Origin of the sequence: Nonomuraea recticatena (genome assembly GCF_039533245.1) — a bacterium.
Taxonomy (GTDB): domain Bacteria; phylum Actinomycetota; class Actinomycetes; order Streptosporangiales; family Streptosporangiaceae; genus Nonomuraea; species Nonomuraea roseola.
Genome location: NZ_BAAATE010000024.1, coordinates 101296 through 122366, shown reverse-complemented (window position 1 = coordinate 122366; position 21071 = coordinate 101296). Strand labels below are relative to the sequence as shown.

The 21071-nt window shown below is 68.5% G+C and carries 27 protein-coding genes and 2 tRNA genes; 12 read left to right on the top strand and 17 right to left on the bottom strand.

Translation table 11 applies throughout. The annotated features are described in order from the left end of the window. Nucleotides 1-5 precede the first annotated feature (5 nt). The 4 genes from ABFX50_RS35300 to ABFX50_RS35285 all read right to left on the bottom strand — a co-directional run bounded on the left by ABFX50_RS35300 (nucleotide 6) and on the right by ABFX50_RS35285 (nucleotide 1999). Nucleotides 6-305: a hypothetical protein gene (locus ABFX50_RS35300; RefSeq protein ID WP_346152638.1), complete on the bottom strand. Its 300-nt coding sequence runs from the start codon at nucleotides 303-305 to the stop codon at nucleotides 6-8. After that, nucleotides 302-685, bottom strand: a complete 384-nt coding sequence (locus ABFX50_RS35295) for a YbaB/EbfC family nucleoid-associated protein (RefSeq protein ID WP_346152636.1) — start codon at nucleotides 683-685, stop codon at nucleotides 302-304. The genes ABFX50_RS35300 and ABFX50_RS35295 overlap by 4 nt, the downstream gene beginning before the upstream one ends. Before the next feature lie 500 nt (nucleotides 686-1185). Beyond that, a tRNA-Ser gene (locus ABFX50_RS35290) sits at nucleotides 1186-1274 on the bottom strand. 161 nt (nucleotides 1275-1435) lie between these two features. Further along, nucleotides 1436-1999 carry a YceI family protein gene (locus ABFX50_RS35285; protein WP_346152634.1) on the bottom strand — a complete coding sequence of 188 codons (564 nt, stop codon included), beginning with the start codon at nucleotides 1997-1999 and terminating at the stop codon, nucleotides 1436-1438. A gap of 107 nt (nucleotides 2000-2106) precedes the next feature. On the opposite strand from ABFX50_RS35285, the gene ABFX50_RS35280 reads away from it, so the two are divergent. Then, nucleotides 2107-2595 carry a MarR family winged helix-turn-helix transcriptional regulator gene (locus tag ABFX50_RS35280; RefSeq protein WP_312895723.1) on the top strand — a complete coding sequence of 163 codons (489 nt, stop codon included), beginning with the start codon at nucleotides 2107-2109 and terminating at the stop codon, nucleotides 2593-2595. Here the strand turns inward: ABFX50_RS35280 and ABFX50_RS35275 are convergent. After that, the gene (locus ABFX50_RS35275; RefSeq protein ID WP_346152631.1) at nucleotides 2552-3058 is read right to left on the bottom strand and encodes a SigE family RNA polymerase sigma factor; all 507 of its coding nucleotides are present in this window, start codon (nucleotides 3056-3058) and stop codon (nucleotides 2552-2554) included. The genes ABFX50_RS35280 and ABFX50_RS35275 overlap by 44 nt on opposite strands. Before the next feature lie 179 nt (nucleotides 3059-3237). Here ABFX50_RS35275 and ABFX50_RS35270 point away from each other — a divergent pair, with 179 nt between their 5' ends. Both ABFX50_RS35270 and ABFX50_RS35265 read left to right on the top strand, forming a co-directional pair. Further along, nucleotides 3238-4173 carry a hypothetical protein gene (locus tag ABFX50_RS35270; protein WP_346152629.1) on the top strand — a complete coding sequence of 312 codons (936 nt, stop codon included), beginning with the start codon at nucleotides 3238-3240 and terminating at the stop codon, nucleotides 4171-4173. Nucleotides 4174-4184: 11 nt separating this feature from the next. Then, the gene (locus tag ABFX50_RS35265) at nucleotides 4185-4955 is read left to right on the top strand and encodes a MauE/DoxX family redox-associated membrane protein (protein WP_346152627.1); all 771 of its coding nucleotides are present in this window, start codon (nucleotides 4185-4187) and stop codon (nucleotides 4953-4955) included. 78 nt (nucleotides 4956-5033) lie between these two features. On the opposite strand, the gene ABFX50_RS35260 is transcribed toward ABFX50_RS35265, so the two are convergent. Continuing rightward, nucleotides 5034-6215, bottom strand: a complete 1182-nt coding sequence (locus tag ABFX50_RS35260; protein ID WP_183652746.1) for an ATP-binding protein — start codon at nucleotides 6213-6215, stop codon at nucleotides 5034-5036. Nucleotides 6216-6411: 196 nt separating this feature from the next. Here ABFX50_RS35260 and ABFX50_RS35255 point away from each other — a divergent pair, with 196 nt between their 5' ends. The 3 genes from ABFX50_RS35255 to ABFX50_RS35245 are packed head-to-tail and all read left to right on the top strand — an operon-like array spanning nucleotide 6412 to nucleotide 8559. Further along, nucleotides 6412-6891, top strand: coding sequence for a SigE family RNA polymerase sigma factor (locus ABFX50_RS35255; RefSeq protein ID WP_346152625.1), 480 nt, complete (start codon nucleotides 6412-6414; stop codon nucleotides 6889-6891). Then, nucleotides 6888-8087, top strand: a complete 1200-nt coding sequence (locus tag ABFX50_RS35250) for a TolB family protein (RefSeq protein ID WP_346152624.1) — start codon at nucleotides 6888-6890, stop codon at nucleotides 8085-8087. Before ABFX50_RS35255 ends, ABFX50_RS35250 begins: the two co-directional genes overlap by 4 nt. Nucleotides 8088-8097: 10 nt before the next feature. Continuing rightward, nucleotides 8098-8559: a MaoC family dehydratase gene (locus tag ABFX50_RS35245; protein WP_346152622.1), complete on the top strand. Its 462-nt coding sequence runs from the start codon at nucleotides 8098-8100 to the stop codon at nucleotides 8557-8559. Here ABFX50_RS35245 and ABFX50_RS35240 read toward each other — a convergent pair. From ABFX50_RS35240 to ABFX50_RS35215, 6 genes are read right to left on the bottom strand one after another with little or no spacing between them, the layout of a single operon-like run. Beyond that, on the bottom strand, nucleotides 8538-8777 hold the full coding sequence (locus ABFX50_RS35240) for a hypothetical protein (protein WP_346127237.1): 240 nt from the start codon (nucleotides 8775-8777) through the stop codon (nucleotides 8538-8540). The two genes, ABFX50_RS35245 and ABFX50_RS35240, sit on opposite strands and share 22 nt — an antisense overlap. Then, nucleotides 8774-10243 carry a radical SAM protein gene (locus ABFX50_RS35235; RefSeq protein WP_346152620.1) on the bottom strand — a complete coding sequence of 490 codons (1470 nt, stop codon included), beginning with the start codon at nucleotides 10241-10243 and terminating at the stop codon, nucleotides 8774-8776. Before ABFX50_RS35235 ends, ABFX50_RS35240 begins: the two co-directional genes overlap by 4 nt. After that, a complete protein-coding gene (locus tag ABFX50_RS35230; protein WP_346152618.1) occupies nucleotides 10227-10907 on the bottom strand; it encodes a prolipoprotein diacylglyceryl transferase in 681 nt (226 codons plus the stop codon). Before ABFX50_RS35230 ends, ABFX50_RS35235 begins: the two co-directional genes overlap by 17 nt. Before the next feature lies 1 nt (nucleotide 10908). Continuing rightward, nucleotides 10909-11181, bottom strand: coding sequence for a hypothetical protein (locus tag ABFX50_RS35225; RefSeq protein WP_346152617.1), 273 nt, complete (start codon nucleotides 11179-11181; stop codon nucleotides 10909-10911). A gap of 1 nt (nucleotide 11182) precedes the next feature. Beyond that, complete coding sequence (locus ABFX50_RS35220) at nucleotides 11183-11845, bottom strand: response regulator (RefSeq protein ID WP_346152615.1); 663 nt, start codon at nucleotides 11843-11845, stop codon at nucleotides 11183-11185. Continuing rightward, complete coding sequence (locus tag ABFX50_RS35215) at nucleotides 11835-12974, bottom strand: sensor histidine kinase (protein ID WP_346152613.1); 1140 nt, start codon at nucleotides 12972-12974, stop codon at nucleotides 11835-11837. Before ABFX50_RS35215 ends, ABFX50_RS35220 begins: the two co-directional genes overlap by 11 nt. Before the next feature lie 176 nt (nucleotides 12975-13150). On the opposite strand from ABFX50_RS35215, the gene ABFX50_RS35210 reads away from it, so the two are divergent. Together ABFX50_RS35210 and ABFX50_RS35205 are read left to right on the top strand one after the other, a co-directional pair. Beyond that, nucleotides 13151-13223, top strand: a tRNA-Arg gene (locus tag ABFX50_RS35210). 227 nt (nucleotides 13224-13450) lie between these two features. Continuing rightward, entirely contained in the window at nucleotides 13451-13927 is a 477-nt protein-coding gene (locus tag ABFX50_RS35205; protein WP_346152611.1) for a hypothetical protein, read from the top strand. A 181-nt stretch (nucleotides 13928-14108) separates the two neighbouring features. Here ABFX50_RS35205 and ABFX50_RS35200 read toward each other — a convergent pair whose 3' ends face one another. Next, on the bottom strand, nucleotides 14109-14684 hold the full coding sequence (locus ABFX50_RS35200) for a dihydrofolate reductase family protein (RefSeq protein ID WP_346152609.1): 576 nt from the start codon (nucleotides 14682-14684) through the stop codon (nucleotides 14109-14111). Between the two features lie 172 nt (nucleotides 14685-14856). Between ABFX50_RS35200 and ABFX50_RS35195 the strand changes: the two genes are divergently transcribed. The 3 genes from ABFX50_RS35195 (at nucleotide 14857) to ABFX50_RS35185 (ending at nucleotide 16495) form a co-directional block, all read left to right on the top strand. Continuing rightward, nucleotides 14857-15402 carry a GNAT family N-acetyltransferase gene (locus ABFX50_RS35195; RefSeq protein WP_346152607.1) on the top strand — a complete coding sequence of 182 codons (546 nt, stop codon included), beginning with the start codon at nucleotides 14857-14859 and terminating at the stop codon, nucleotides 15400-15402. A 177-nt stretch (nucleotides 15403-15579) separates the two neighbouring features. After that, nucleotides 15580-16173 carry a DedA family protein gene (locus ABFX50_RS35190; RefSeq protein ID WP_346152605.1) on the top strand — a complete coding sequence of 198 codons (594 nt, stop codon included), beginning with the start codon at nucleotides 15580-15582 and terminating at the stop codon, nucleotides 16171-16173. A 184-nt stretch (nucleotides 16174-16357) separates the two neighbouring features. Then, the gene (locus tag ABFX50_RS35185) at nucleotides 16358-16495 is read left to right on the top strand and encodes a hypothetical protein (RefSeq protein ID WP_346152603.1); all 138 of its coding nucleotides are present in this window, start codon (nucleotides 16358-16360) and stop codon (nucleotides 16493-16495) included. Nucleotides 16496-16666: 171 nt separating this feature from the next. Here the strand turns inward: ABFX50_RS35185 and ABFX50_RS35180 are convergent, their stop codons facing one another. Both ABFX50_RS35180 and ABFX50_RS35175 read right to left on the bottom strand, forming a co-directional pair. Next, the gene (locus ABFX50_RS35180) at nucleotides 16667-17728 is read right to left on the bottom strand and encodes a CU044_5270 family protein (protein ID WP_346152602.1); all 1062 of its coding nucleotides are present in this window, start codon (nucleotides 17726-17728) and stop codon (nucleotides 16667-16669) included. After that, on the bottom strand, nucleotides 17721-18305 hold the full coding sequence (locus tag ABFX50_RS35175; RefSeq protein WP_346152600.1) for an RNA polymerase sigma factor: 585 nt from the start codon (nucleotides 18303-18305) through the stop codon (nucleotides 17721-17723). Before ABFX50_RS35175 ends, ABFX50_RS35180 begins: the two co-directional genes overlap by 8 nt. Before the next feature lie 114 nt (nucleotides 18306-18419). On the opposite strand from ABFX50_RS35175, the gene ABFX50_RS35170 reads away from it, so the two are divergent. Next, a complete protein-coding gene (locus ABFX50_RS35170; RefSeq protein ID WP_346152598.1) occupies nucleotides 18420-18905 on the top strand; it encodes a hypothetical protein in 486 nt (161 codons plus the stop codon). 37 nt (nucleotides 18906-18942) lie between these two features. On the opposite strand, the gene ABFX50_RS35165 is transcribed toward ABFX50_RS35170, so the two are convergent. Next, nucleotides 18943-19068 carry a hypothetical protein gene (locus ABFX50_RS35165; protein ID WP_346152597.1) on the bottom strand — a complete coding sequence of 42 codons (126 nt, stop codon included), beginning with the start codon at nucleotides 19066-19068 and terminating at the stop codon, nucleotides 18943-18945. Between the two features lie 69 nt (nucleotides 19069-19137). Then, on the bottom strand, nucleotides 19138-20715 hold the full coding sequence (locus ABFX50_RS35160; RefSeq protein ID WP_346152595.1) for a TROVE domain-containing protein: 1578 nt from the start codon (nucleotides 20713-20715) through the stop codon (nucleotides 19138-19140). Nucleotides 20716-21071: the final 356 nt, after the last annotated feature.

Below are 21071 nucleotides of genomic sequence, written 5' to 3'. Positions count from 1 at the left end.
GACGATCAGCCGCGCGTGACGGGGGGCTGATCCGCTCCCTCGTAGTTACGAGCGCTGACATTGAGGTCTGAGGCGACACGCTCGAGCTCGTCGATGTGCGCCTTCAGCGCGGCAAAAATGTCTGCTTCCATTCCGGGCAGTTTCTTGGCCAGCTCGGCGCCGTACATGTCCTGGCCGAGCGTGTTCCTGTCCCGGTCGAAGGCGGCGCGGAGTTCGACATGCGCCTCCTCCGCGTTGTGCGTGAGCTCGGCGTAGACCCGGGCCTGCCGGTGCAGCGCCCCCCACCGCACAGAGTAGCCGGTCATGGGTTCGGCTCCACGGGCCCGGGGAGGAACGCGTCGAGCATGGCCCGCTCTCCGAAGATCTCCTCGTACGGCACGCTCTCCGGCATCAGGGGCTGCAAGAGCTGCTTGCTCTGCTCGGAGACCGCGGCGGTGGCCTTGTTCACTTCATGCATGATCGTGTCGGCCAGCTGCGAAGGGGACAGGGTGCGATAGACCCTGGGGTTCAGCTCGATGCCGCGCATCTGACCGTGGCGGCCCACGGTCACGCTCACCATCCCGTCCACTGAACACGCTGTGTGCTCCATAGCGGAAAGCTCTCCGTATGCTTCGCGAATGCGGGCCATCTGCTGATTGATCTGGCCGGCGAGCTCCCCGATCTCCGTCTCGAACGCATCCGCCACAGAGGTACCTTCCACATGCCTAGTTCTGAACGGCATCTTAGATTACCTTTTTCCCCAAGATCAGGACGATCTGTATCATTTGCCTGCTGCTAACAAAGTTGTCACTGAGCACGCATGCGGTGGGAACCCTGGCGTTTCATCCAATGCCGACCCCGGCGGGAAAAGCTCGCTGTGGACGCGCCCGGACGGTCATCTCGCTGAGCTCACCGATGGGCGCACGTGCGGCCGTGCTCAAGGACTGCACCGGCCACGCGGACAAGTGCCCGCGGCGTTCGGGCGGCGGTCTCGTCTTCGGCCGCGCAAGGGCACGAGCAAGCTCACCCTCCAGTCCCCTCCCGCGCTGCTCGATCAGCTGAAGGCCCACAAGAAGCGATACACGCACGTCGCCACCATGCAGATGAAGGACGCGAGTGATCGTATGGACTCGGCTCTCTGGGGCTAACTGCAACCCGGCAGCAGAAAGGCCCTCACCCCGATATCGGGTGAGGGCCTCTGATCTGCGGAGGATCGGGGATTTGAACCCCGGATGGTGTTGCCACCAAACCGCATTAGCAGTGCGGCGCCATAGACCTGACTAGGCGAATCCTCCTGGTAGCCGTCTGGCTCAGGACAGAGTACCGGCCTTCTGGCGGTGCGGCAAAGTGGTTCGCTCCAGCGTCATCACCAAGAGTTATCCACTGCCTGTGGGTAACCTCGTCCACACCTGTGGATGACAGCCCGCCCAGGTCGAAGCGGGCTGTGGACAGTGTGTCAGGCGGCGGGGTTGGCCTCGCCCTCGATCTCAATCTTGATCTTCTTGCCCACCAGGACGCCACCGGTCTCCAGCGCGGCGTTCCAGGTCAGCCCGAACTGCTCGCGGTCGAACTCGGTGGTGATGGAGAAGCCCCACACCTGCTGGCCCCACGGGTTGGTGCCCACGCCGCCGTACTCGACGGTGAGCTCGACCTCCTTGGTGACCCCACGGATGGTGAGGTCGCCCGCGACGGTGAACTCGTCGCCCTTGTGGCCGACCACGCGGGTGCTCTTGAAGGTGATCTCGGGGTAGGTCTCGGTGTCCAGGAAGTCGCCGCTGCGCAGGTGGTTGTCGCGGTCGCCCGCGTTGGTGCTGATGCTGGAGGCGTTGATCGTCAGCTCGGCGGAGGACTCGAGGGGGTTCTCGGCGATCGTGATCGAGCCGTCGAACTTCTCGAAGTGGCCGCGGACCTTGCTGACCATCATGTGCTTGGCGACGAAGCCGATGACCGTGTGGTTGACGTCGATGGCGTACGTGCCGGCGGCGGGGATGGAGAGGCCTTCCCAGGTACGAGTGCTCATGTCTGTTGCTCCCTCGAGAGTGATGCTTGCGCTGCGGACGTTTGCTTCAACAGATTTCTACATGAGGAATATTCCGCGCGTCAACTATCGTCCTCTACGATGTGAACGTGATCCCCTTTGACGACCCGCGGCTGACGGCCATCGGCCTGCTCACGGAGGTCTACGCCGGCCTGATGGCGAAGATGACTCCGGCCCTCACTGCCGCCGGGCTGTCCGAAGTCGACTTCGGCACGCTGATCAGGCTGGCCCGATCACCGCACCACAGCCTGCGCATGGGCGACCTGGCCGCACAGACGGGCCTGTCCACGAGCGGGGTGACGCGCGTGGTCGACCGCTTGGAACGTGACGGCCTCGTGGTCCGGCAAGCCTGTGCCACCGATCGCAGGGCCTCCTATGCGGCGCTGACCGACAAGGGCGTGGACAAGGTGCAGGAGGTCCTGCCCCAGCACCTCCACGACATCGAGGAGTCCTTCACAGGACTGCTCTCACCCGAGCAGCTCGAGACCTTCCTCGCGACCCTCCGGATCATCAGGGACGTCGTGCATCCCTGCGCTACCGCCGGCGCGGTTGAGCCGGGACAGATAGTTCGCCCCTGAGCTTGGCCATCGCGCGCGAAACGGTGCTCTTCACGGTGCCGACGCTGATGCCGAGCACCCTGGCGATCTCCGGTTCGGACATGTCCTCGTAGTAGCGCAGCACGATCGCGGCGCGCATGCGGGCCGGCAGGCCGTTCAGCGCCTGTTCGAGGGATTCCTCCCACTCGCTCGGCGCTTCGAACCTCACCGGGATCTCCGGCAGCTCGTCGGCGGGGAACTCCTCCAGCTTCCGCTGCCGCCACTGCGAGATGTTGATGTTGACCATCGTCCGCCTGACGTAGCCGTCGAGGGCGGCGCGATCTTTGATCCGGTCCCAGGCCAGGTAGGTCTTGGCGAGGGCTGTCTGCAGCAGGTCCTCGGCGTCACATGGGTGTCCGGTGAGCTGGTGCGCCACACGCAGAAGCGCTGGTCCGCGAGACCTGACGTACTCGCGGAACTCCTCATCCGTCCTGGCAGTGTGCATCGTGGCCAGAATCGCAGCCCGAGCCCCTATTGCGGCTGAACCGGAATCCAGGATTCGTTCCACCAACTGCAAAGTGCAGTCAAGGTCTGCCTCACATCGGTTGTCAATGCGTTCCACCGAGGATGCGTATTTTGCTCCCCTTCGCCGGGAGGAGCCGGGAGCTATGTGACTCTAGGGGTGTGAACAGCACGGAACGCCGCCGAATCCTCGCGGCGGCGGCGCTCGGCCGCACACCGGGGCATGCGGGGCCCGACCGCGAGAGCGGCGATCCCCTGCACGCGGTGACCGGGCAGATCGTCGACGTCAGCCCCCATCTGCTCATCGTCGAGACCGAGGAGGGCAGCGAGGAACGGCTCGTCATCGCCCCGTGGGCGACCGCCTGGCACGGTGCCGACGTCGCTCCCGGCGACCTCCCCCTCGGCTCCAGGGTCATCATCAGGGCCCTGCGTGACGGCAAGGTCGTCGAGCGGGTCTGGGCCGACCTCACCCGCATGACCGGCACCATCCTCTCGATCGAAGGACGCCGCGACCTCCACCTGGAGCTCGACTGCGGCCCGCATCGCGGGCGCCGCAGCGTGGTGATCCCTTACCGGACCACCGGACGCGTCCGCGTCCGGCACCCCCAGCTCGAACCGGGCTACCTCTTCGACGCCATCGGTGTCAGAGAGGACGGCGTGGGCCACGCTCTGTTGCCCGCGACGTCGCAGCCCGCCTATCCGGCGCGCGCCGTACCAACCCCTCCCCCCGCGTACGGCGGGCCACAGCAACGCATCTCAGGAACGGCCACCTGGTCCGACGCGTTCGACTGCGACGAACGCGGCGCGGCCTATCCCATGGTGGAGCGCTCCGACGCGGCCTGCCCCGACGCCGAGGTGTCGTGCGTCGGCCTGCCGTACCTGGCTATTGGTTCTTTATTAAAAGTCCGTAATGTCTGCGCCGAGCGGGCGGCGAACCTGCCTGTCGTGGCGTGCGGCTGTATGGCCGGGCGCTTCTGCGACAGGTGCGTCGAATGCGGCACCTCGCCGAGAGGCCGCATCGTGGAGCTGTCGCCCTCATCGTTCGTGGAACTGGGCGGGGAACTGACCAAGGGGTGCTTCAATGCCCAGGTCGGATAGGGGTATCACGCATGCTCGAATCGCAGCTGCCGATCTTAATCGTGCTGCTGGTCCTGGGAACCATCGCCAAGCTCGCCACCGTGCGCTCCAACCTGGAGCCCGGCGCCCTGGCCAGGCTCGGCCCGGCCGTGCTCGTGCCGGGCTCGCTCCGCACACCCGCGCTGATCTGCTGCTCCGTCGGCGAGCTGGTGCTCGCCGCCGGACTGCTGCTCACCACACATCCGCTGTTCCGATGGGGAACGGTCGTCTTCTTCGCGCTCTCGACCTACGTGCTGCTGGAACTGCGCAGGCGGCGGCCTGACGCCGGCTGCGGCTGCTTCGGCGAGGTCAGCTCGGCCCCCGTCGGGCTGCGCTCGATCGGCCGCACGGTCGTGCTGACCGGCATGGCGGTGATGTCGGTGTGGGCCCCCGCGCCCGGTCTGTCGTGGTGGACGCTGGCCGGTGTGGTGGTGCTGGCCGCGCTCTCGCCCGAGCTGGAGGAGGCCGTCGACCGGCTGCGCTATCGCGCTCCCTGCGAACAGCGCCCCGCGAGCGAGAGCGTGGGCCTGGCCAAGCTCAGGGCGAGCGCGACCTGGCGGTCGCATGCCGACCAGCTCGCCTCGGCCGAGCCGTACGACAGCTGGCGGGAGATGTGCTGGCGCTTCTTCGTCTTCGAGAACGTGAACAAGGACGACACCGTCTTCGCGGTCTACCTCACAGGACGGCATCCGGCGGTGCGCATGGCGGTGGTCGGCAGGGACGACAGCGGGTCGATGCCGGAATATACGGCTCTATCGGCCTGACGCTAGATAGCGTTATACGGCGGCATATTGGTCTCTCTAGCCGTGCCTAGCTTCCCCTCTAGACACGGCTAGAGAGAGTCAGATGGGCTGAGCGCGAAGGAACCTCCCGAAGTGCGGCACCGTGAACGCGATCAGACCGCGCTCGGCGGAGTAGATGAGCCCCTTCTTGATGAGGCTGTCGCGAGCGGGTGACAGGCTCGACGGCTTGCGGCCGAGGGAGTCGGCCACGTCGGAGGTGGCCACCGGCTCGTCGCCGATCGCGGCCATGGCGTGCATGTAGTCGCGCTCAGCAGGGGTGGCGCGCTCGTAGCGGCTGCCGAAGAAGCCCACGGCGAGCTCCTCCTCCGCCTCGGGCGCGGACACCTTGACGTCGTCGAGGGTGATGGGGGTGCGCGGCGCGTAGTCCCACGCGACCTTGCCGTAGGCCTGCACGAAGTAGGGGTAGCCGTCGGCGGCCTCGTAGAGCGCGTCGAGCGCCTCCTGCGTGAACTCCACGCCCTCCTCCCTCGCGGGGACGAGGAGCGCCATGTCGGCGGCTTCACGGTCGAGCTTGTCGAGGCGCGCGTAGCGGAACAGCCGCTCGGAGTAGCTCTTGCTGGCCGACAGCACGCTCGGCAGGTGCGGCAGGCCGGCGCCGACCACGATCAGCGGCCCGCCCGTCTGCGACAGCTCGTGGCAGGCGGCGCAGAGCGCCGAGATGTCGGCGGCCTGCACGTCCTGCATCTCGTCGATGAAGAGCGCGACGCCCACCCCGAGGTCGGTGGCCACGCTCGCCGCGTCGACGAACAGCTCGGTCAGGTCGATCTCGAGATCGCCGGAGTCGGCGCGGCCGCGGCTGGCGGGCACGTCGATGCCAGGCGACCAGTGGGAGGTGCCCTTGGCGGCGGCCGGATCGCGCATCGCGAAGGCCTTGAGCACGCCGAGGAACTCCTCGATGCGCTCGGGCCCGCGGTGCCGGGGGGCCAGCTCGCGGATCGCCATGTGCAGGGCGGCGGCGACGGGACGGCGGATCGACTGGTCGGGCCTGGCCTCGATCTTGCCGGTGCCCCACAGCCGCTGCATCGCCATGGACTTGAAGGTGTTGAGCAGGACGGTCTTGCCCACGCCGCGCAGGCCGGTCACGACCATGCTGCGCTCGGGACGGCCACGGGCCACGCGCTCCAGGACGACCTCGAACTGCTGGAGCTCACGGTCGCGGCCGGCCAGCTCGGGCGGGCGCTGCCCGGCACCGGGGGCATAGGGGTTGCGCACAGGGTCCACGCTCTCGGACTTTATAGCGGGGTATAGCGGCCGTCTTAGAGTTGGGAAGAAACACCTACGGCGTGTCTGGACGAGCATGGCACCCCCTCCCACCTGGCCGAACCTCTGTTCGAGTCGTTACCCAGAACTGTAGCGCGCGATCGAACACGTGCGCGAGAGATTCGAGTAAAGATCTTTGCAACAGTCCACGCCTCCCGTGCGTCCCCTGTTCGTGGACTTCGAAGAGTTCGTCCGAGCGAGGGGTTCGGCGCTGTTGCGCTACGGCTACGTGCTTACCGGCACCTCACACGACGCCGCCGACCTGGTGCAGGAGATCCTGCTCAAGCTCGCCGACCGCTGGGACAAGGTCGACAGTCCCGAGGCGTACGCGCGCACGGCCATGGCCCGCCAGCACGTCAGCTGGTGGCGCAGACGCCGCAGAGAGGACCTCACGGAGGATCTGCCCGAGGGCTCACACCACGACAGCCACTCCTTCGGCGAGCTGTGGAACGAACTGCGGGCGCTGCCGCCGAAGCAGCGAGCCGTGGTCGTGCTGCGCTACTACGAGGACCTGTCGGACAAGGAGATCGCCGAGATTCTCGGCATCTCACGGGGCACCGTACGCAGCCAGGCCGCACGCGCGCTGGAGAAACTCCGCGTCAGCCCTGGCGTGCTCGAAAAGGGGAGAGCGTCATGAGGACTGAGGAAGATCTGGTCCACGCGTTGCGACAGGCGGCCGAGCGGGCGCCGCAGCCCGACCTGTCCGCGGCGCTGGCCGCACGGCGGCACCGCCGTACCAGACGAAGGACGGCGAGCACCGCCCTGGCGGTGGCGGCCGTGATCGGGGTGGCGGGGGTGGGCACGACGATCACCAGAGGCGTCTTCACCAGCGGGGGCGGAGACGGCGTGGCGGTGGCTCCTGTCGACGGACCGAGCGAGGTGATGGCGAGCATGCAGGCTTCGGCCGAGGCCCAGTCCCGATCACAGGAGGGGACGCCGATCGAGGAGGTCTGGCCGAAGGCGATCTTCACGATGCCGGCGAAGAACGCCGACGGATGGCGGTACCGCCCGATCACCGGCGTCAGCGCCACCGAGGTGATGGTGAACGCGGAGTCCGCATTCGAGAAGGCGGGCGCGATCGAGATCTACGACTCCGAGTCGGGAACGTTCCGCAAGGTCACCGACGTGCCGACGACCCCTGGCCTGAAGCGCGCCTACCCCCAGGACGCGGCCTTCGACGCGCGCAGCGTCGTGTGGTGGGTGAACGCGACCGGCGTGCGCGAGATCTGGATCGCGCCGCTGGCAGGGGGCGAGGCGCGGCTGGTCGCCACGTACAAGGGCGAGCACCAGGGCATCGAGGCGATCGCCGTGAAGGGCGAGCACATCTACTGGTCAGAGCAGGACGGCACGGTCTGGCGGCTCCCCGCCGAGGGCGGCACGCCCGAGAAGATCGCCGACGGCCTGCACCTGATCGACTGGCCGTGGGCGAGCGACGTCTCCGAGCGCGAGCACCGCAAGAACCAGACCAAGGTCGTCAACCTGGAGACGGGCGAGACCCGCCAGATCACGGCCGCTGCCCAGGCCGTGGGTCTGCGCTGCGGGCCCACCTGGTGCGTGGCGGAGGGCCTGGTGCAGCGGGTGGACGGCACGGGCGCGCGGAAGGCGGACGTCTCCTTCCCGATGTCGGGCTTCCCGGCTCTCGACCGGTATGTCAGAACAGGGACGAGCGTGCTCGATCTCGAGACCGACTCGTGGGTGACCTTCCCCAAGAACCCCGACAACTGGATGGGCAGCGGCACCTCCTCGGCGCCCAGCACGATCACGTACTGGGGAGCCACCAAGGGGACCAAGCCGGACGCGTTCCGAATGGTCAACCTCGCGGCGGCGCAATAGGGTTCCACCCATGCGGAGCTTTGCAAACGTGCAGGAGTTGAAGGCGGCGGTCGGCGAGACGGTCGGCCCGACCGAGTGGCGCACGGTCACTCAGGACCAGGTCAACCTCTTCGCCGACGCCACCGACGACCACCAGTGGATCCACGTCGATCCCGAGCGGGCGAAGGAGACCCCCTTCGGCGGGACGATCGCCCACGGCTTCCTGACGCTGTCGCTGCTCCCCTCGTTCCTGACCGAGCTGATGAGCGTCGGCCAGATCCAGATGGCGGTCAACTTCGGCCTCAACAAGGTCCGCTTCCCCAAGCCGGTGCCCGTCGGCTCGCGGGTGCGGGCCGGCGGCGAGCTGGTCGACGTCAAGAACAGCCCTGCGGGCCAGCTGGCCACGATCAAGGTCTCGGTCGAGGTGGAGGGCGAGCGCCGTCCGGTGTGCGTCGCCGAGGCGCTGCTGCTCTACGTCCCGATCAGCGAGTAGACGATCGCCGCCAGCGCGGCGATCGCGATCAGCCCCAGATAGGCCAGCACGAGCCGGGTGTCCCTGAGCACGCACTTGCTCCGGGTCAGCCCGGCTCTGCGCGCTTTCCAGTAGCCCACGAACCCGAGCACGGCGAACCCGAGCACCGCCCACGGCCCGAGCAGCCAGGCGAGCAGCGCGACCGTGGCGTAGACGCACAGCCTCAGCGGATCGGTCATCGCAGCTCGGGCCATGCCTGCACGGCGCAGAACGGCGCGCACTGGTCGCGTTCGTCGCGGCGGGTGCCCACGTGCACGCAACACTGGGTGAGCCGCTCCTCGATCATGGTCGAGATGTCCATGAACGGCTTGACGGTCAGCCGTACCACCCGCTCCCCCAGCATCCGGCGCAGCTTCTTCCGCCTGCCCAGCACCGTGACCAGCGTCGACAGCCCCAGGTCGCAGTTCTCGCAGATGTTCTTCCACAGCTCGCCGATCTGCGGGTGCGACAGCGACGACTGCTCCGACAGCAACCCCAGCAGCGACTCCTGTACGGCCAGCCGCAGCTCGCGTGGGATCTCGCTGTCGGCGATCCTGTTCGACACCAGCCCCAGGTTCTCCTTCAGCCGGTCGTGCCCGATCAGCGCCACCAGCGACCGCCAGTCGCCCGAGTCGTCGCGGATCAGATAGCCTACCGAGCAGCAGTGCGGGTGCGAGCACGGCAACGCGGTGAGATCGCGCCAGGTCACCAGTCCGCCGGTCTGCGGCTCGAGCCTCTTGAGCACACCGGTGTGGGTGAGCCTGTCCATCGGGTCGATGACCTCGCTCCTGCCCGAGCCGAACACCGGCTGGATCGACACCCCTCCGACGAACGGCGTGGCGAGCGCGAGCCTGACGACGTCGCCGATCTCACCGTCGTTGACCCCGAGCGCCGCCGTCATGACCAGCGTGGTGAAGATCTGCCGCTCCGACAGCCGTCGTACGGCCAGCGCCTTGAACCGCCGCAGGTCGCCGCCTCGATGGTGGCGGGAGGCGTGCTCGGAGATCCCGTCGTACTGCAGGTAGACCTCCACCCTGTCGCGATGCTCGGTGAGCAGGTCGAGCAGGCCGTCGTCCTGGGCCACGAGCAGGCCGTTGGTGTTGACGAGGATGCGGGTGATCGGCCTGGCGGTCAGCTCGGCCAGGAGCTTGGCGAGGTCGGGGTGGAGGGTCGGCTCACCGCCGCTGAGCATCAGGACGTCGAGCCTGCCCTCCTCGCGTTCGAGGCGCTGGTCGACGTTGGCGAGCACCCGCTCGACCGGCACGACGCCCTGGAGGTCGGGCGAGGAGCCCGCGAAGCAGGTCGGGCAGCGCAGGTTGCAGCTCTCGGTGATGTCCTCCAGCAGGATGCAGGTGTGCTGGGTCTGCATCTCGGGCAGCCCGTCGAGGTAGGCCACGGGGATCGGCGCGAAGTTTCCCGCCAGGTCAGGGATGTGCGCCTTGGTGGGCGCCGTCCACTCCTCCAGGTAGGACAGGATCTCGGGGTCCTCGTCGTAGAGCGTGCGGACCAACCCGTGCGTGCGGCAGCCGCGTTCGAGCCACACCCTGCCATCGCGCTCGGCCAGGTAGCCGCTCAGCCTCGGCACCCGCTCGACGGGCAGATCGCCGTGACAGTGCGGGCAGAAGGCGTTGACGTACCGCAGGATGCGATCACCTCGGAGCCTCACGGGCTGCCCTCCTTCCGAACCGGATGCCCAGCAATATCAGACAGGGGATGAGGAACCACTGCGGTCTGGTCAGATCCAGCCAGACCGTCTCGTTCGCCCTGGTGAACTCCACGAGGAAGCGGAACACCGCGTAGGCGGCGACGTAGCGGGGGAAGAGGTCTCCCTTGTCACGCAGCCTCACCAGGACGATGAAGGCGACGAGGTGGAAGACGATCTCGTAGACGAACGACGGGTGCATGGCCTGCCCCGTCAGGCAGCCGGGGCACTCGGGCGTGGTCGCGGGCGCGTGGACGCCCCACGGCAGGTCGGTCGGCCTGCCGGGCGCCTCGGTCAGGTGGCAGCCGATGCGGCCGATCGCCATGCCGAGCGCCACCGCGGGGGCGAACAGGTCGCCGGTGCTCTCCTTGTAGCCGATGATCCGCTTGGCGACGAGCACGCCGACGTAGGCCCCTGTCAGGCCGCCGAGGATGCTGCGTGAGCCGTACAGCCAGAAGCCTTCGAGGTGCTCGGCGAAGCCGGCCAGTCGCATGCCGATCGCGCCGCCGACCAGGGCGCCGGTGACCGCCACCAGCGACTGCTCGTTCAGCGCGCCGCGACGACGGGCCTCTCGCACGAAGACCACGGCGGCGGCCAGCACGCCGAGCCCGACGAAGAGCTCGTGCACGTCAGCGGTAGAGCTCGGGGTTGAGCCCTGTGCAGTAGCCGGCCGAGATGATCGAGGTGAGCGCCCAGCCGATCATCAGCCCCATGCCCAGCCCCTTGTTCTGCGGCTTCCTCGTCAGGATGAGTGCGAGGCCGCCGCCGAGGCTGCCCACCGCGAGCAGCCCCGCCACGATCGCGATGCCCACGGGACTGCCGGTCCTCAGCGCGATGAGCCCGGCGATCACGTTGACGACCAGGTAGATGCCGACCCCTGCGAACGCCATGCCGACGACCACGTCAGCTCCCCTCGGAGTAGTAGATGGCGGCCTGCACCCGGCTTCTCAGCCCGAGCTTGTTGAGCACCCTGCTGACATGAGTCTTCGTCGTGGCCTCTGCCATGTCGAGCTCTTTGGCGATCTCCGCATTCGACAGGCCCCTGGCCACACAGGCCAGCACCTCGCGCTCTCTGGGGGTGAGCAGGTCCTTGGGCGGCTCACGCCGTACGGGCTGCTCGGCGAAGGCGGAGATCAACCGGCGAGTCACCGCCGGAGAGATCAGCCCGTCGCCCCTCGCCACCAGGCGCACCGCCTCCACCAGGGAATCGGCGTCGGTGTTCTTGAGCAGGAACCCCGCCGCGCCGGCCCGCAGCGCGCCGAAGACGTACTCGTCGACGTCGAACGTCGTCAGGATCAGCACGTCGGTCACGCCGGCCAGCTCCCTGGTGGCCGAGATGCCGTCCATCTTCGGCATCCTGACGTCCATCAGCACGACGTCGGGGCGGATCTCCCGGGCCATCGTGACGGCCTCCTCACCGTCGCCCGCCTCCCCCACCACCTCGACGTCGGCGGCGCCGCCGAGGACCAGCACGATGCCCGCCCTGACCGCCGCGTGGTCGTCGGCGACCAGCACCCTGATCGTCACAGTTCCTCCTCGGTCCGCACTCTGATGATCACAGCGCATGCTCCGTGGGCAGCGTGGCGCGCACGCGCCACCCCTTCTCCTCGTACGGCCCCGCCTCGAACGCGCCACCCACCAGCGCCGCCCGCTCCCGCATCCCGACCAACCCGGCGCCCGCCCCAGGCAGCTGGGTCCTCGTCTCGTTCAGCGGGTTGTCGACCACCACGCTCACCAGCCCCGGCGCATAGGTGATCATGACCTCCGCCCTGTCGTCGCCGTGCTTCATCGCGTTCGTCAGCGCCTCCTGCACGATCCGGTATCCGGCCAGATCGACCGACACCGGCAGGTCGTAGGGCGTGCCCTCGACCGTCATGACCGTCTCCATCCCCGCCTGCCGGGCCCGCTTCACCAGATCGGCGGCGTCGGCCAGCCGCGGCCTGGTCGTGGCGTCGTTGTCCTCGCCCTCCTGCCGCAGCAATCCGATCATGGTGCGCATCTCGGCCATCCCCTGAACGCTGTTCTCCCTGATGGAAGCCATGATCTGCTGGACGGCCCCCGCGTCGAGATCCTTGCGCGACAGCACGGCCGTCGACTGGATCGCGATGGCGCTGAAGTGATTGGCGATCATGTCATGCAGCTCCCTGGCCATCCTGGTGCGCTCGGCGACGATGGCCGCGCCGCGGTCGAGCTCGGCCAGGTGCGCCACCTGCTCGGCACGCGCTCGCTCGGCGGCGGCCTGGTCGCGCTGCTGCCGCAACACCATGGCGGTCGTCACGGGCACGACCAGCACGAGGCTCACCTGCACCCCGTAGATCGCCAACGCCAGCCAGCTCCGCTCCAGCATCCCGATGACCGCACCGATGATCACTGCCGCCGTGGTGGTGACACCCAGCAGCCAGCGCGAGGCCCTGGCGGGGCCGTACAGCGCGGCCGAGTAGAGGTTGTCGGTGAACACCAGCGTGGTCGGCAGCGAGGGGCCGCTGTAGGCGCCGTCGATGGTCACCGCCGCCACGCCCAGCGCGAGGCAGACCAGCGGCGCGCTCCGCCGTACGGCCACGCCGGTGCAGGCGAGCGCCAGCGGAACGGCGAGGAACCACGGGGGGACACCGTCGCGGTCGAAGTAGGCGCGGCCGACGAGCATGACGGCACCCACGGCGAACGCGGCCACGGCTGCCAGGATGTCTCGCCTCATCCCTCCATCTCACCATCGAGAACCGCAGAGTTGTTCACACCTGGGACCTGCCTGTGGATACACAGAAGGTTGTACACAGGCGAGCGGGATCCGGGGTCTCGCGACTCCCGGGACGAGGAATCGAAAATCTGGTTCGAGGCACGGCTTGAGGTCCGCTATGATTGCTTACGCAGCGAGCGGCCGTAGCTCAATGGATAGAGCATCTGACTACGGATCAGAAGGTTGGGGTTTCGAGTACCTCCGGCCGCACAGCAGGAGAAAGGCCCTTCGGGATGATCCCGGAGGGCCTTTTTCGATCTCGTTCCGCGAATCCGGATTGATCCTCGCCAGGGCCTGCCCACGCGCCCCGCCCGCGCGAGCGCGCAAAAAGGCGTGGATCGAGCGTGCATTTGGCCACTGACCTACCCGCGCTGCCTGCCGCACCCTGAGGTGCCTGCGTTTCGGCCTGAAACGCAGGTCAACAGAGGGAGAACGGCATGCGGTCTCACAAGCTCATCCTCGCGCTCGCGCTGACGGCGGGCCTGACCGTCTCGGCGGCTGTGTCCTCGGCCTCGCCCGCAGGCGCGACGAGCGCGGCCGCCACGTGCCGGGTGGAGCTGAACTACGTCGACGCCTACGACGTGGAGGAGAACAACGGCGACGAGATCCGGATCGACCTCGCGGGGTACATGTACCCCAGCGGCAACCAGTACGTCGCCGTGAACAACGGTGATCGCGCCTATTCCGGCAACTTCGCCAACCCGACCACCACCATCGGCACCACCGGGTCAGCGCTGTTCAGCCTGCGCGAGGTCACCCCGCCAGCCGTCGGCCAAGGCGACGAGCTCGGCTCGGTCACCGCGAGAGGCTCCACCTGCGCCACGCTCGCCACCGGACAGATCGCCAACATCTCCAAGCACATCTTCGGCACCGGCTACTGGTACTACATGAGCCTGGTGATGACCGGCCTGTAGCGTCCAGGGTTCGAAGGCCCTGCCGGGTCACCAGACGGGCCTTCACCAGCCCCGACGCCAGTGGGGAGTTCTGCCAGGCAAACGCGCACGCGCAAGACGACTGCGCGGCCGGGACGAGATCTGTCATCGAGACGATGACAGATCTCGTGCCGAGCCAACCCGGAGGGGGCCCTCTTCGAACTCACGCATCGCGGCGAACGCGGTAGCGCAGGTGGGTCACGGCCCCCGTGACGGGCTTCCCCTCCAGGATCAGCCCGGCCCGCTCCCCTGCGAACAGCGGCGTGCCCTCGCCCATCAGCAGGGGGACCAGGTGGATGCGCATCTCGTCGAGCAGGCCGGCGCCGAGCAGCTGCCGGGCGACGTCCGCGCCCAGCACCCAGACGTCCTTGTCCCCCGCGGCCTCCTTGGCACGTCGGGCTGCGGCCTGCAGTCCATCGAAGGCGAACGTCCCGCCGTTGTCGCCGAGGAGGTCCTCTCTGGTCCGGTGGGTGACCACGAAGCTCGGAATGCCGGGGAACGGTGTGCCGCCCCATGGCCCCAGGCCGAGGTCGAAGGTACGCCGCCCGATGAGGATGGCCCCCACCGTCTCCTCGGACTGCCGGAGGACGCCGAGGTCGATCTCGCCGTCCGGTCCGTTCCCGGCATGCCATTCGTGGAGCCGCTCGCCGCCGTCCCCCATGGGCTCCTCTTCCCTGACGTTCGGACCGGTCGTGAACCCGTCCAGGGACACCGACACATCCAGCACGATCCTGCTCATCACAAGCCTCCTTCGCTCCGTCGGCGGCGCCGTCCGGCGCCGTCAGGGAATAGTCGGAGCCGGCCGGGCCGTCTCGACATCACCACGGAGCCACCTTCTGAGCATGGGTGGTCACTCGCACAACGGATTGCGAATTTTGCCGCCTGCCAGCCCGATCGGATAGGAAGCTCGCATGCTAAGAGGTAACAAGGTCGGACTCAGGGCCCGGTACGAGGACGACATTCCGATCCTGCTGACCGAGCTCTACGACGACGTGGTGAACGGCTCACGGGCCGAAGGCCGGCCGTGGCGGCCGATCACGCCCGGCTCGAAGGACCCGCGGCTCGTGGTGGACGACACCGACCAGGGGCGCGTCCCGTTCTCCGTGGTGGAGCTGGACGGCGGCACACTGGTCGGCACCGCGGCGCTGTGGGGCATCGACAACCATCACCGGTCCGCGCACATCGGGCTGGGGCTGCTGCCGTCGGCCCGCGGCAAGGGCTACGGCACCGACGTGGTCGCGGTGCTGTGTCACTACGGTTTCGTCGTGCGCGGCCTGCAGCGGCTGCAGATCGAGACGCTGGCGGACAACGCCGCGATGCTGCGCTCCGCCGAACGCAACGGCTTCGTCCGCGAGGGCGTGCTGCGCTCCTCGGCCTGGGTGCTGGGCGAGTTCTTGGACGAGGTGCTGCTCGGGCTCCTCGTCCAGGACTGGAAGCCGGCCTTCGGGACTTCGTGAACATGTCGGGGCTGTGACTGGCGTAGCCGGCCAGGTGGCGCGGCGGGGTTCGGCGCCTTCGCGGTGGCGAGCTGGGCGCTGTGGTTTCCCGCACCCCTGAACGGCCACGTGCCTCATGGTGGCCACCGCCTGATCATTTCTAGTCTCAGAGGCATGACGGAATAGCTGATTGACCTGATGGAAATGCTGGGCGCGCCCGGAGCCGGGATCGCGATCGCGCTGGAGAACCTCTTCCCGCCTCTCCCCAGCGAGGTGATCCTGCCGCTGGCCGGTTTCGCCGCCTCCCGGGGAGCGATGGACCTGGTCGCCGTGCTGCTGTGGACCACCGCGGGTTCGGTGATCGGGGCGCTGGCGCTGTACTGGGTGGGCGCCCTGCTCGGCCGCGAGCGCACGCTGGCGCTGGCCGCCCGGATCCCGCTGCTGAAGCTCTCCGACATCGCCAAGACCGAGGCGTGGTTCCTCAAGCACGGGCGCAAGACGGTGTTCTTCGGCCGGATGATCCCGATCTTCCGCAGCCTGATCTCCGTCCCCGCCGGGGTGGAGCGCATGCCGCTGGGTGTCTTCACGCTCCTGACCACGGCCGGGAGCCTGCTCTGGAACACCGTCTTCGTGCTGACCGGCTGGACACTCGGCGAGAACTGGTCGCTGGTGGAGACCTACGTCGGCATGGGCACCAACGCGGTCATCGCCACGGTGCTGCTGGCCGTGCTGGTCTTCGTGGGCGTACGGCTGGTCGAGCGGCGCAAGGGACGGCATGCGGTCGGCGGCTGAGTCCTCGACCAGCAGCCTGTGATCTCCAGCATCGGCACCGCGCCGACGAGAAACCACGCCTGGCGATCGACGCGCACCGGTTACGCCCGCGGGTGTAACCGGTGCGGCCGCTCCTACCTCACCGGTTGTCGCAGACCGCGATCCGCCCTCTCCGTTCACCGGCGGGCCTGTCGGCCTGGTCCCCATGTCGCCTGGGCACGCTGCCGTCATCAGGGCCGACCTCGCGCCGGGCTCCTACGCCCTGGTCACGTGGCTGCGCGACTATCGGACCGGACGGATGCACGCCGACCAGGGCACGTACGAGCTGATCACCGTGGAGTGACCTCCGCGAGGGGCGCGCTCGGAGAACCGGGCGTGTCCTCGTCACGGAACGACGGAGCCCCGCCCGACCCGCATGATCGGACGGGGCTCCGTCACCTCTGTGCCACCGGTCGCGGTCGATGCGTGGCCGCCCGGCTACCGCCGTGTCGCTGCCGTCCCTCGGCGCGTCTCGCTAGCAGGGAATCTTGAGACGAGAAGCGTCGGGTGACGGCTCGGGCATCGCGTCGGCCGCCTCGACCCCGAGCAGGGCGGAGCCGGTGACGGTGCCCTTGGGCACGACGTAGGTGTGGCCGCCGGGCGACTGCGTCTTGTCCTTCGTGGTGACGTAGCGGGTGCCGAGGTAGTGGTAGGTCTGCTTGTCGAAGACCAGCTCGGAGCGCATGGTCTCGTCCTCGGCCATGCCGACGGCCATGCCCGGCCTGCCCGCCGCGTCGGTCACGTCAGGGATGAGACTGATGCCCTCGAGCCCCGCCGCCACCTCGAACAGCGGCGAGGCAAGGCTGGGCCTGGCGGCCGACTTCTGGATCAGGTCGCTGATCGTCAGCCACAGACGCAGGCGGCGAGGTCCTGCCTGTTGCGCGGCGACCTTCTCGATCCTGGCGCGCAGCGCGGTCACGTCGGTGGGCCAGTCGCCGAGCCGCAGGTAGGAGAGCTCGTCGCCGGGGGTCTTGTCGCAGGAGGACTCGTAGACGCTCTCATCGACGCCGGAGCCCCCCGGCACGAAGGGGGCGGGACCGCTGCCCGGGTTGGGGGTGGCGCCCTTCCGCTCCTCCCTGACGAGCCACGGCTTGCCCGGCTCCGCGGGCTCCCACCTGTCCTCAGCGGTCTTGACGGTCACGTGGTCGGCGCCGGTGCCGTCCTTGCGCTCGATCGCCACGTGTCGCGTGGCCATCGACCTCACGTGGAGGTACTGACCCGGCTTCAGTTGCAGCTCGCCCTGCTCCGCGGCGGCGCCGGCCGCCCTCGAGAGCAGTTCCTGGGCGCTCGCCGGAAGGGCGGTGCCAGGGACGAATTGGACCGCCACGACCATGGCGGCCGCGGCGGCGACGACGGCCACACCCTTGAACATGGGGCCCGGCCTCCTGACCGCCCTGCCAAGGATCCGGCGCGGCCCCCGCGCGTGCCGGTCCTCCGCGTAGGCGCGTTCCATGAGAGCGCGGGACCCGGCGAGGTCCTGTGCCGACCCCTCGGGCGTGGCCGCCCACACGCGGCTCATCGCGTCCATCTCATCCATCGAGGGTGTCCTTCCATACGGTGTTCTCCAGTGCTTGACGGGCCTTCTTCCTGGCCCTGTTGAGTCGCGAGCGGACCGTGCCCACGGGGATGTCCAGCGCCCGGGCGGCCTCCTCGTAGCTCAGCCCCGCCCACGCGATCAGCAGCAGCACGTCGCGGTCGCCGGACTTCAGCCCTGCCAGCGCGGCGACCAGCGGCCGGTTCACCGTCAGCGTCGTCACGTTGTCCTCGACGAGGCCGCCTGTGATCTCCACGGGGTCCACGCCCCCGCGCACGTAGGCGCGGTAGCGGGTGACCTCGTCCCTGCGCCGCTTGCCGATCACGTTGGAGGCGATGCCGTACAGCCATGGCCTGGCGTCGGTGTGGTCCAGGCCGTACCGATGGCGGTTCTGGAACGCGGCGAGGAAGGTGTCGGAGACGATGTCCTCCGCCGCGTCGCGTCCGAGCCGCCGCACCGCGTACCTGTGCAGCTGCGGGGCGTGGCGGTCGAACACCGCGGCGAACGCCTCGGGCTCCTGCCACGACCTCTGGATCAACTCGGCGTCGGCGACCTCGACGGTCGCAGCGGGCTGGGGCATAGGGTGCCTTTCGGTCCGGGTGGGCGAACACCCGTACTTACCGGACCTCGCGCAAAAGGTTCATGACGGGCCGACCGCCGTCCTGCCAGGCGCTGCCCTGAGTACGTTGTCCTCGTGACGGAGACACGGGCCACGGGCTACGACGGCCTGTCCTCCCGCCTCGTCCCTGAGGCCGAGCTGCGGGAATTCCTGCTGGACTGCTTCGGCATCGCCGAGCACGAGTTGTTCGTCGGCCACGCCGACCGGGTCGCCGAGGACCTGCGCGACGTCCCGCAGGACGTGGTCTTCGCCGCCTTCTGCACCTACCAGCAGGTCCACGGCCATTTCGCGATGCACTTCGACGTCGGCATCGAGGGACGTCTCGCCGACCGGGTGGGCAGGGGTGAGTTCGCCGCGAGGTTCGCCGCGCACTTCGGCGCCTACGTGCTGCACGGCACCACCGAACCGCCAGGGCTGTGGACGGTGACCCTGGCGGACGGCAGCCGTCTTCGCGCCGCGATGGAAGAGGAAGACGACCGGCCCGTGCTCCACGCGGCCACAGCGCCGATCCCTGGCCTGCCCGAGATCCGCGTGGACGAGGGCCTCTGGCGGATCCGCTGAGCCCTTCGCCCTCTCATCGGCGGCCACCTGTCACGGGCTATCGCCAGGTGTGGCTGCAGACCTCCCAGAGCACCACGTAGGCGACCCACGGGCGCCAGATGTGCTCCAGCTTCCGCCTACGGCGCCCGTACCTCGCGAAGAAGTCGTCCACAGCCTGCTCCATGCGTCTACTCCTCGGGTGGCGTTCGACATCGTCATCGCGGCGAGAACTGCGAGTGACTCGACTCGCCGGTCAGAACGGCCAGTCGGCGTTGCAGCCTGCCTCCAGCAGGGGAATCAGTTTGAACGTGGCGTCGGAGAAGCCGCCGAGTTCGTGCCTGTTCCCCGACCCGGCAGGCATGGCCGCGTGCTGGTAGCCGGCCAGGTTGAAGCCGTACATCGGGATGTGCTTCGGTGCCGCGTCGGTGACGTTGCCGCCGTAGCCGTTCATGGTCTGCATGTCGGACAGGATGATGACCCGGTCGTGACCGTCGTAGGTGCGGCGGACCGACTCGGCGATCTGCGTGCCGTGCCCGACCTCGCCGCTGCGCCCCACGAACCGGTTGAGCTCCTTCAGCACCGAAGCGCCCTTACCGAGGTCGTGCCTGAACACTCTGTCGGCGAAGCCGTACAGGTCGGCTCCGCCCTTGGAGGCCAGGACGACGCCGAACAGGGCGGCGGCATGCGCTGGCGTGACCGACGACCGGCCGGATACGCGGCTGCTCGTCATGGAGGCGGAGGTGTCGACGAGGATGAGGGTGCGTCCCCTGAACGCCGGGACGTTGCCCGTGGCCAGGCTCAGCGCCTTGTCGAGGGCGTGGCCCCACCGCAGCGAGGGCGCGTTGAGGTAGGCGGAGTAGAACCGGAACGGCAGCTGCCGCGACCGCGCCACCTCCTCAGGGTTGCTCAGCTTGGCGGCGATCTGGCTCGCGACCTCGTCGGAGACCCCCGCCTCGTCGAAGTTGCGGAGGTTACGAGCAAGAGCCATGTAGCCCATCGACGGGATGATCGCCTCCCACGCCTCCTTGCCCATCGGGCCCTGCAGCCAGCCGGCGAGCGCCTCCCACGTCATGCCGGCAGCCGCGAGACGCTCGGTCTCGGCGGCGAGGACGGCGTGACGCGCCTCCACCGGCAGCGCCATGAGTCGCTCGCGTTCGATCAGCGTCGGCAGCTGCGTCGGGACGGGCTTGTCGCGGTCGTGACGGCGGTCCAGGGCGTGCTCGAACAGGGCGCCCTGCCACGGCTTACCGGCGTCGGGGGACGGGTGGACGAAGTCGATGACGTCGCCGAACCGCCAGCCGCGGGAGCTGGTGTCGTACTTGAGCAGGTTGCGCTCGTTGTACAGCCGCTGGACGGCGTCGGCGATGCCGCGCTTGACCGGCTTGGGTACGGCGCGGCCGTACCGCGAGGTCCAGTAGGCGAGCGCCTCGCCCGGCTCGTCGGCCCGCTGGAGGACGCTGCCGACGAGCTGACGGTTCAGGCCCTGCTCCCCCGCGCCGAGGCGCGCCTTGACCGCCTCCAGAGCCGCGACGAGCGGCGCGGAACGCATGTTGGCCTCCGAGCGCAGCCACGGCAGGAAGCGCGCCAGCCACTCCACGTCCTCGACCGCGACCTGGTGGACGAGACGGCGGAAGCGGTCGTCGCGGTCGCCGGCCTTCTCGTAGAAGGTGTTCTCGCCGACCATGTTGGAGACCGCGAGAAGGAACAGTTCGCTCTTGGCGTCGCGCACGTAGCCGGGAGCGCCCTCGTGGGTGCGTCCCGAGGGTGTCGCCTCGGTCGTGACCGGGCTGAACACCGCAGGCTTGCTGGTCGTGCTGTTGAACTTCGCCATGACGCGGCGAGGCCCCTCTCGTGGTTCGGTCGAGAGGGGCCTCGTTCGAAAGTCGCGCCCGAGATCGAAGTCGACGAAGGTGACTGTTCGTGCGCTCTGCCGACTGAGCTACACAGGCCCGAAGCCTGTGACGGGACTTGAACCCGCGACCTCACCCTCCCAAAGGAAGTAACCCTCATCTGCGCACCGGGCGCGCCCTGAAGTTGTATCCCTCCCGAGATCAAGGTCGGCGGCAGTGTTGCGGGTATCGAGCCCGCCACCCCGAAGGGTGTTCGCCGAAGAAGTAACTGCTGCCATCGCACCGGGAAGGTGCATATCAAGTTGTGAGCTTCAGAGATCGAGGGTGGCGCCGGGTC